Source organism: Synechococcus sp. WC101, assembly GCF_047461555.1.
In the GTDB taxonomy this organism is placed as follows: domain Bacteria; phylum Cyanobacteriota; class Cyanobacteriia; order Thermostichales; family Thermostichaceae; genus Thermostichus.
This window is the reverse complement of record NZ_JANSHG010000111.1, coordinates 1-8,513: the sequence shown is the minus strand read 5'-3', so window position 1 is coordinate 8,513 and position 8,513 is coordinate 1. Positions and strand designations below refer to the sequence as shown.

The following is an 8,513-nucleotide window of genomic DNA, read 5'->3' as shown; positions in this document are numbered from 1 at the left end:
CGCTACAACAGCTTGCCAGCCAGAGGGTCGCCGCAGCCTGGCCCGAACTTCCGGGTGAACCCCCAGAGTAGGGGGCGCGTTGACGCTCCCCGCACTTGAGTGGGGAGATGGCCGAGCACCCTGGCAGCAAACTTTGGAGGGCGCTGCCCAGCCGCACCCCCGACATCCCTCAGACAAAGAAAGTCCGAGAGTTGCGTCTGATTTCCCTATCACCTTGGCCGCCGCTCCCCTTACATGGGGTTCCTTGACTTCCCCCTTCCAGGGTTTGCAGCGTATTTGCCTGGGGAGGCGTCTTTTATGGCTATCGCAGCGGCACCCTAGCACAGCCAGCAATGTTAGCGCTACAGTACATTGAAGGTTTGTACCACTGGCAAGGGCGACTCAAGTCGTGGGTGGCCGTTCCGCTCCGTACTCAATGGGGCCAGCGAGCCAATTTTGGGTGTGAGTGAGGCCTGCATGGAGGGATTCCTGGATCTGTACCTGGAGCTAAACGTCCCCAGCCCAGTTGAGGAAGCCACTTGGCACCGTTGGTTTGAGGTGTGGCTGCGGGAGCTGGGGGTGACGGATCCCTGCGAGCTCAGCCTTTGCCTCACCTCCGACGAGCACATCCGCCAGCTCAACCGCGAGTTTCGCCACATCGACGCTCCCACCGATGTCCTGGCCTTTGCCGCCGAGGAGACGTCCACCCCTGTCGAGCTGCAGAAGATAACAGGGGTGCGCCTGCTGGGGGATATCGTGATTTCGGTACCCACCGCTTGCGCGCAGGCAAAAGCCCAGGGGCAGCGGCTGTCGCGGGAATTGGCCTGGCTGGCCAGCCACGGCCTGCTGCATCTCTTGGGATGGGATCACCCCGATGAGCTTTCCCTACAGCGCATGCTGCAGCAACAGCACCACCTGCTTGCCGCCATCCAAGAAGACCTGGAGGTGACCCATGGCCAGCAGCCCTAGCCGTTTTCCCCAGCCGCTGCGTTTGGCGGCATTGCGACGGCGAGCCCCTTTCACTTCAGCGCAGGTCGATTCGGCCCATCCCTCCGAGGCACCAGACCCGGGAGCCGAGGCTGACCTCGCGGCGCAGGATCCCTGGCAGCGCCCCCCTTCGTGGCAGGTGGCCACTAGCCTAAGTAAAAGCTTCTACTATGCAGGAAAGGGCCTGCTGTACGCCGCCCGCACCCAGCGCAACTTTCGCATCCACCTGGCTATGGCGGTAGTGGCCTTTGTCTTAGGGTTGGCCCTGCGGCTGAGCGCCGTAGAAATGGCCCTGATCAGCTTGACCAGCGGGATGGTGATGGCCTTGGAGCTGGTGAATACTGCCCTGGAAGCAGTGGTGGATCTGACCCTGGGCAGCCGCTATCACCTGCTGGCAGAAATTGCCAAAGATTGCGCTGCTGGAGCGGTGTTAGTGGCAGCGATGGCGGCTTTGGCTGTGGCAGCTTGGCTGTTTCTCCCCCCCTTGCTGCTGCTGCTGCCAGGGTAGGGACGCCGAAAAAGTTTTGCCCAGCCTCTCAAGGGATCCCATCCCAAACAGGTTTGTGCTGTGGATTCCTGGCTCCCCTCTCCCGCAGGGAAAGGGGTTAAGGGGTGAGGGATAAGGAGGGTCGGGAACTTGAGTGGGAGGGCGGTGTCCTAGTCTGCGAAAGGCCTATACGCCTAAAAGTACGACCCCTTTGTAATCGGGGTGACCAGCTTGACCCAAGGGCCTCCTCTATATTTGGGAATGGATCACCACCCGTCCCCCCTGTCGATCCAAATTCAGGGGTTTGGCCTCTGCTTCGATATCCAGTTGCTCCCAGGCGCCGACCATGGCGCATCCCACCCGTTCTCGCTCCTCCGGGGCGCAGAAGGCTAAAAGCGTGGGGCCAGCCCCGCTGATCACCACCCCATAGGCCCCGGCAGCCAGAGCCGCTGCCTGGACGGTTTTGAAGCCGGTAATCAGCTCCATGCGCGCCGGTTGGTGCAGTCGATCCTGCAAGGCCACCTTCAGCCAGTCCGCCCGCCCCGACTGCAGGCTGCGGATAAGCAGCCCCAGGTGACTGACGGAAAAGACAGCATCCGCCAGGCTGACGGACTTGGGCAGGATCTCGCGGGCCGCCTGGGTAGACAGCTTAAAGTTAGGCACCGCCGCCACTAGGCCGATGCGCTCGTGCCAATCCACCGGGCAAAATACCCATTGCCCCTGCTGCCCCTGCACACAGAGTTGACAGCCGCCCTGGAGGGCGGGCACCACGTTGTCGGGATGGCCTTCAAGGGCAATGGCCAACTGCAGGAGAGTCTCAGGAGCCAGGTTCAGCGATCCAAGAGCATTAGCCCCCAACAGGCCGCCGACAATGGCAGTGGCAGAGCTGCCCAGGCCCCGCGCCAGGGGCACGTTGAGGGTGATCTCAATCTCCACCCCCGGCACCGGCTTGCTTAGCAGCTCGAAAGCACGGCAGAAAGCGCGGTACACCAGGTTGTCCTTGCTCTGGCTGATGTGATCGCTGCCGCGATAGTGGATGCTGAGGCCGGTCGGAATCTCGCGAAACTGGAAGTGGTTGTAGAGCTCCAGGGCTGCACCGATGCAATCGAACCCCGGCCCCAAGTTAGCGGTGGTGGCGGGGACGATCACCTCTACTCGCTCTCTAACCAAGGGGGAAGCTCCTTAGCGAACGGCGGGCAACTCAATACCTGTAAGCCCCCATTATCCTACGAATAGGAGATCTCAGGCTCGCAGGGCCTCGATGGGATCTAGTTGCGCCGCTTGGCGGGCCGGGAAAATGCCGAAAACCACCCCGATCCCCGTCGAGAGGGAAAAGGACACCGCCACCGCCACTGCATCCACGCGGGTGGCCAGGGGGGTGAACACTTGCAGCGCCACCAGCAGGCCGCTGCTGAGGAGGATCCCGGCCACGCCCCCGCTGACGGCAATGAGAATAGCTTCGGTGGCAAACTGCTGCAAAATTTGCCGGCTATCGGCGCCGATCGCCTTGCGCAACCCGATCTCGGAGGTGCGTTCCGACACCGAGATCAGCATCACATTCATGATCCCCACCCCGCCCACCAGCAGCGAGAGGGCCGCCGTGCCGGTCAGCAGCACCCGCAGCAAGGTTAAGATCCTGGCCGCCCCGTCCAGCAACACCTTTTGGTTGCGGACGACGAAGTCATCCTCCCCCACCAGTTGGTGCCGTTGCCGCAGCAAGTTGCGGATCTGGAACTCGGCAGCCGGCAGATCTGCTTCGGAGCGGGCCGAGACGAAGATCGCCGTCAGTTCCAGGCCATAGGGGGAGCGCCGCCCCACAAACCGGTTGGCCACCACATCCACCGGCAAAAACAGGCCGGCATCGCTGTTGCCAAACACCGTTGGCTTAGAACGCAACGTGCCGATTACCTCGAAGGGCAGGTTGTTCAGCAGCACCGTCTCCCCGATAGCGGCAGCGGGATCCAAGCCGAACAGCTCGCGGGCGGCCTCGCTGCCCAGCACCACCACCGGGCGCTGCTCCTCAATATCCGCTGGCAAGAGAAAGCGCCCCTCCTCGATCTCCAAATTCAGCACCGACAAATACTCCGGCCAGGTGCCTGTGGCCTCATAGCGGCGATCCACTCCCCCCCGCACGGCGCGCACATTGACCACAAGACTGGGGACGGCTGCCGACACAGCGGGCACTTCCGCGGCAATTGCCCGTAGATCGTCGAGGGTAATGGGACGGGTGTTGCTGGCGTCCGCCAGGCCCAAGCTGGAAGAAAAGACAATGAGCAAGTTGGTGCCCAAAGAACGGAACTGATCCACGGCCAGCTCCTGGGCAGCATGGCCAAACCCGGCAATGGCCACGACGGCGGCGTTGCCGATGAGGATCCCTAACATGCTTAAACCGGTGCGCAGGCGGTAGCGGCGCACCATTTGCCAGGCCATTCGGGCTGCAATCGGTAGGCTCATGGGTGTGGCTTGATTTGAGCGGTTTCGCTGCGATTTTGCTCTTGTCGGATCAAAGTCTCCAGGTTCACCCCCGGCGGCAGCGCCGTAAAGACCCGATCCCCCGCCCGCAAGCCGGAGAGCACTTGGGTGATCCCGCCCTGGGTGAGGCCTGTTTCCACCGGTCGATAGACGGGCCGCTGGGTTCGCGGATCCAGCAGGATCACTCCCTCTTGGCCCTGCTCCCGCAAGATGGCCACCGAGGGCACCGTGAGCGCCTGAGGCTGCCGCTCCCCGATAAAATCCACCGAGACGTTCATGCCGGTGCGCAAAAAGTCTGCCCCCGCCTCCGGTTCGATCATGACCCGAAAGACGGTGACCTCCCGCACCACCACCGTGGCAGGGGCAATCCGCTTCACCCGCCCCTGCACCACCCGATCCGGATAGGCCAGGGAGCGGATCTCCACCGGCTGCCCCACCCGCACCTGGGCAATCTGCGCCTCCGGCACCTCGGCTCGCACCTCGATCCCCTGGGCCAGCGCCAAGATAGAGCTGGAAGAAGCGGCGGTGGCATCGGAAGCTGCGGTAGTGGGAGTTACAAAGGATCCCACCTCGGCAAAGCGCTGGACGACCACGCCGGAAAAGGGCGCCCGGATCTCGGCCTCAGCCAGGCGAGATTGCCGCTGGGCCAGCTCTGCCTCCGCTTGGGCAATCTGGGCTTGGATCTGCTGCAGCGTTTCTGGGCGGCTACCTGACCGCAATCGCTCCAGCTCCTGTTGAGCCGCTTGCCAGTCCGCCTGCGCCTGTTCCAGGCGGGCCAGGCGTTGATCCAGCTCGCTACGAGCCACCACCCCCTGCTGCACCAGGGTCTGAATCCGCTCCAATTCCCTTTCGGCCAACCTCACTTGCGACCGCGCCGCATCCACCCTGGCCTGGGCCGCCGCGATCACCTGGGGTCGCTCGCCAGCTTGCAGTTCCGCTAGGCGGGCCTGTAGCTCTTGGATGCGGGCTTGGGCTTGGCGAATGCCGCTGGCTAAATCCCCGTAATCCATCCGAGCCAACACTTGCCCTGCCGCTACCTCATCTCCCTGATCCACCAGCAGCTCTGCCAGACGACCGGACTCGCGGGGGCTGACATTCACCTGCCGGATCGGCTGCACCTGGCCGCTCACCCGCAGGCGTTGGGCGAGATCTGTCACCTGCACGGGCACCGTTAGCCTCTCCAGGCGCTGGGCCGTCTGTTGCCGGAGCTGACGCTGAACGAGAATGCCGCCGCCCAAGCCGGCTAACAATATCCCCACAAGGATCCAGCCGATGGGCAGTCCTCTGTTGTGGGATCCGGTCTGTGGCAGAGGTTGGTCAGCAGATTTGGCAGGGGTTGGGGATCCCGTCTGGGGCTCATTGGTGCGCAGGATCACAAAAGTCTCTCGCCTTTAACAAGGGCTTTCTCTGTATCCAGCCTATTGAAAAAGGAGAGGGGGTGCAAACGCGGTTTCCCGCATGGCCATTGGGTTCGGACGGCTGGCAAGCTCTGTACAAAAAAAGGGGGGATTGCTACACTGATTAGCTGCCGATAACGCGGGAAAGCCATGAACGCTCGCATCAACGCCGAAGAGATCATCCGCTCCATCGAAGCGGCCCACATGAAGTCGGATCTGCCAGAGATCCATGTTGGCGATCAGGTACGGGTGGGGGTGCGCATTCAAGAGGGCGGCAAAGAGCGGGTGCAGGCTTTTGAAGGCACGGTCATTGCTATGCGTCACTCTGGATGCAACCGCACCATCACGGTGCGCAAGATTTTCCAGGGAATTGGAGTGGAGCGGGTCTTCCTGGTTCACTCGCCGCGCATCGACTCAATCCAGGTGTTGCGGCGTGGCAAGGTGCGGCGGGCCAAGCTGTTCTATCTGCGAAACCGAGTGGGCAAGGCCACTCGCATCAAAGCCAAAACGGATTCTAAAGAAGAAACCCTCTAAGGCTTTGGGCATACCTGCTACACTAGGTAAACTAGGTAAGGGGCTGACCCTTTACTACTCCTGCGTCCTTAGTTCAGTTGGTAGAACGTCGGTCTCCAAAACCGGATGTCGGGGGTTCGAGTCCTCCAGGACGCGTCAGCGGTTCGGAATTTTGAGGTGGCTTGGGGTAGATTCTCAAGCTTAAGCGCCCCGAGCTGCCAATTTTCAGAGAGAAGTCAGGGATCCAAGCCAACCGCTCCAACAAAAATTGGACGAGCCTGTTTAGACTCGCCGCTGCGGCCAAGGAACTTCGGCGGCAGCCGTTCGCAATCGGGCTGAGGGCGCTGCGGAGAGTCTTCCAGTTCCCCGTGAACGAGGATTAAAGAGATAGAGATCCCAACTTTTCCCGGGCCAAACCTAGGACTTCCTCGCTTCCTTCTTGATGCGATCCAACTCTGCCTGTAGCTCAGCAATCTGTTGGCGCAAACGGGCAGCTTCCGAAAGTTCAAGGGCAGTGCCAGTCTTGTCTTCAGCGTCGCCCATGTCGTCAATGTTGATCTTGCGAGGGGCGCCAGCAGACCTTTCCCCCCCCCTACGGTTGGCGTTGGCAGCGATGGCGTCCATGTAGGCCCGCGCCTCTTCGGCGGTCATCGCCCCCCGCTCCACCAATTCATCCACCAAAGCCTGGACCTGCTTGCGCAGCTCCAGCAGACGGCTGTTGGCTCTCCCGGCCACCTTTGCAGCATTGTCTGCCACCACCGCGGCCAAACCCATGCCGAAGTAGAAAGCCTTCTGAGCAAAGTTGGCGAGGGGGTTGTCTGTCTCGGCCATACAGGTGTGCGCTGCCAGGGCAGAGGTAAAACTTGGAAGAGGGCGACCCGGGTTGACGCGCCTGCTCAGAGCATCCCGTAGTGCTGCTATCTTCCGATCCTGACACGGTTTGGGCGTCGGAGCTGCACGGACCCAGGTCTTCCAGTAGCCTAACATTTTTCCTCTCTGCCCCGCTCGGCTTTCTGGAGGTGATCTCAGATCTTCTCCCCCTGTAGACGGCGGGAGGGGGCAGAGTACAGCGCGAGCCTTCCCGTCTTGCAAGGTAAACCTAAGGGGTTTCCGGCGGCTCCAGATAAACTGGGATCCGCTCCACAACGGTATCGCTGCGCCGCACCTCTTGTCCCTGGGCTTGGGGAATAGCCACCGGCAAGGTAACCGGTTGGGCAACGAAACAACTGGCCACCGGCAGAGCCTGCTCCAGTTCGTCGAGAGGGCGCGGGATCACAGCCACCGCGTTCAGCTCGCCGATGCGCTCTGCCTCGTACATGCCGGCATCGATGGCGATGGCCACGTTGGCCACCGTGCCCCGAATGATGGCCGTACACAGGCCGTCGCCAATGGTCTCGTAGGCGGCCAGTTGCACATCCGCCGTTTTCAGCATTGTGTCGGCGGCCCCTACCATAGCCGGAAAGCCGCGGGTTTCCAGCAGGCCCACGGCCAAGTTGCTGAGGCGGCTGTAGCCGCGGTTTTGTGCCAGTTGAGACAGCTTGCTGCTGACGGGCAGCACCGCCTCCAAGTTAGGCAAAGGCCGTGGAATGACCAAACTGGAGATCTCCTCTTGCTCAAACTGGCGGGCCACCTCGATCCCCTCCTCGATGGCAATGCGCACATCGGCAATCCCTCCCCGTACGATTGCCGTGCAGTAGCCTCCTGAGATCTTCTCAAAGCCGATCAGCGTCACCCCCGCCGACTTGGTCATGGCGTCGGCAATGCGCACAATGACCGGAAAGCTGCGTGTCTGAATAAGGCCCAAAGAGGTGGACATAGCACCCTACTTCTTTATGCCAGTGTAGCCCTCAAGACTGGCCACCCCCAGAGGATAGGATCTGCCGGTAAGGATAGATCTTGCCCAGCAGCCGATCCAGCTCCGAATAGCCCGGGATCCCATTTAGCTTGCGGGTCTTAGGGGATCTCGAGTTCTCTTGGGTTTGCTCAGCCGCCTCCTGCCAACGACGGGTTTGCTTTTCCACCTGGGCCAGCGGCGAGTCGGGGGGAGAGGGAGGGGTCGGCTCAGGCAAGGTTTCCTCAGGGGGTTCTATCGGCTCTTGCGGGGCCGCCGCCGACACGGGCTCTGCCTCGCTAGCCATGCCCACCTCCGCCTCTTGCCTGCTGGGATAGGTGGGATCCCCGACCAGCGAGCGGGGAGGGATCACCGCCTGGCTGAGCACTGAACAGTTGAGCAGCGTGGTTTCCGAGCCGATACAGGCGTTTTTGCCGATGGTGCCCTGCCCGATCACCAGCACCCCCATTCCCAAGGTGGCCCCCGCCTCCACGACGAGGGATCCCCCGCAGGCGTGCAGGATGGATCCCATGCCAATACAGACGCCTCGCCCGATCTCGATGCGACAGCCGGGGTTGGCCCGCAACAGCACTCCCGCTGCAATGCCTGCCCCTGCCTCCACCTGCACCTCGCCACTGACATAGTAGCGAGTTTCGCCGTTCTGGCTGGGCCAGGAGCGCAGCGTTGTAGAGGTGGGCAGAGGCAAAGCCAAGGTGCTCCTCATCGCTAGGAGGTCGGATCAAAACCAACCTTGAACCGACAGTGATCAGAGAACAGGCGGATCCCTCAAGGGGTTTGGATGATCTGCTCCAGCACCCGTCGTTTGGCTTTGGGGTCGATGCCCAGC

General features: G+C 62.0%; 9 protein-coding genes, 1 tRNA gene and 1 other RNA gene. 4 read left to right on the top strand and 7 right to left on the bottom strand.

The window, feature by feature from the left end; translation table 11 throughout:
• Positions 1-456: 456 nt before the first annotated feature.
• A complete protein-coding gene (gene ybeY, locus NW809_RS08675) occupies positions 457-948 on the top strand; it encodes an rRNA maturation RNase YbeY (protein WP_041438372.1) in 492 nt (163 codons plus the stop codon).
• Positions 932-1,474 (top strand): diacylglycerol kinase family protein, encoded by a 543-nt coding sequence (locus tag NW809_RS08670; RefSeq protein ID WP_099812054.1) that lies wholly within the window; start codon positions 932-934, stop codon positions 1,472-1,474. The genes ybeY and NW809_RS08670 overlap by 17 nt, the downstream gene beginning before the upstream one ends.
• Positions 1,475-1,702: 228 nt before the next feature.
• Here the strand turns inward: NW809_RS08670 and thrB are convergent, their stop codons facing one another.
• The 3 genes from thrB to NW809_RS08655 all read right to left on the bottom strand — a co-directional run bounded on the left by thrB (position 1,703) and on the right by NW809_RS08655 (position 5,301).
• A complete protein-coding gene (thrB, locus tag NW809_RS08665) occupies positions 1,703-2,623 on the bottom strand; it encodes a homoserine kinase (RefSeq protein ID WP_011430460.1) in 921 nt (306 codons plus the stop codon).
• A 72-nt stretch (positions 2,624-2,695) separates the two neighbouring features.
• Positions 2,696-3,907 (bottom strand): ABC transporter permease, encoded by a 1,212-nt coding sequence (locus NW809_RS08660; RefSeq protein ID WP_011430459.1) that lies wholly within the window; start codon positions 3,905-3,907, stop codon positions 2,696-2,698.
• Positions 3,904-5,301, bottom strand: a complete 1,398-nt coding sequence (locus tag NW809_RS08655; RefSeq protein WP_414401947.1) for an efflux RND transporter periplasmic adaptor subunit — start codon at positions 5,299-5,301, stop codon at positions 3,904-3,906. Before NW809_RS08655 ends, NW809_RS08660 begins: the two co-directional genes overlap by 4 nt.
• Before the next feature lie 171 nt (positions 5,302-5,472).
• Between NW809_RS08655 and rplS the strand changes: the two genes are divergently transcribed.
• Both rplS and NW809_RS08645 read left to right on the top strand, forming a co-directional pair.
• Complete coding sequence (rplS, locus tag NW809_RS08650; RefSeq protein WP_011430457.1) at positions 5,473-5,856, top strand: 50S ribosomal protein L19; 384 nt, start codon at positions 5,473-5,475, stop codon at positions 5,854-5,856.
• Between the two features lie 62 nt (positions 5,857-5,918).
• Positions 5,919-5,991, top strand: a tRNA-Trp gene (locus NW809_RS08645).
• 261 nt (positions 5,992-6,252) lie between these two features.
• On the opposite strand, the gene NW809_RS08640 is transcribed toward NW809_RS08645, so the two are convergent.
• The 4 genes from NW809_RS08640 to NW809_RS08625 all read right to left on the bottom strand — a co-directional run bounded on the left by NW809_RS08640 (position 6,253) and on the right by NW809_RS08625 (position 8,378).
• Positions 6,253-6,666 (bottom strand): hypothetical protein, encoded by a 414-nt coding sequence (locus tag NW809_RS08640; RefSeq protein ID WP_011430456.1) that lies wholly within the window; start codon positions 6,664-6,666, stop codon positions 6,253-6,255.
• A 41-nt stretch (positions 6,667-6,707) separates the two neighbouring features.
• Positions 6,708-6,805: signal recognition particle sRNA small type (gene ffs / locus NW809_RS08635), an RNA gene on the bottom strand.
• A 129-nt stretch (positions 6,806-6,934) separates the two neighbouring features.
• Positions 6,935-7,651 carry a BMC domain-containing protein gene (locus tag NW809_RS08630; RefSeq protein ID WP_099812055.1) on the bottom strand — a complete coding sequence of 239 codons (717 nt, stop codon included), beginning with the start codon at positions 7,649-7,651 and terminating at the stop codon, positions 6,935-6,937.
• 31 nt (positions 7,652-7,682) lie between these two features.
• On the bottom strand, positions 7,683-8,378 hold the full coding sequence (locus NW809_RS08625; protein ID WP_228375217.1) for a hypothetical protein: 696 nt from the start codon (positions 8,376-8,378) through the stop codon (positions 7,683-7,685).
• Between the last annotated feature and the right edge of the window lie 135 nt (positions 8,379-8,513).

Bases quoted from the DNA above. Each gene is read 5' to 3' on its own strand.
- NW809_RS08660 (WP_011430459.1), bottom strand. From the start codon at position 3,907: ATGAGCCTACCGATTGCAGCCCGAATGGCCTGGCAAATGGTGCGCCGC.
- NW809_RS08640 (WP_011430456.1), bottom strand. From the start codon at position 6,666: ATGGCCGAGACAGACAACCCCCTCGCCAACTTTGCTCAGAAGGCTTTC.
- NW809_RS08670 (WP_099812054.1), top strand. From the start codon at position 932: ATGGCCAGCAGCCCTAGCCGTTTTCCCCAGCCGCTGCGTTTGGCGGCA.
- NW809_RS08630 (WP_099812055.1), bottom strand. From the start codon at position 7,651: ATGTCCACCTCTTTGGGCCTTATTCAGACACGCAGCTTTCCGGTCATT.
- rplS (WP_011430457.1), top strand. From the start codon at position 5,473: ATGAACGCTCGCATCAACGCCGAAGAGATCATCCGCTCCATCGAAGCG.
- ybeY (WP_041438372.1), top strand. From the start codon at position 457: ATGGAGGGATTCCTGGATCTGTACCTGGAGCTAAACGTCCCCAGCCCA.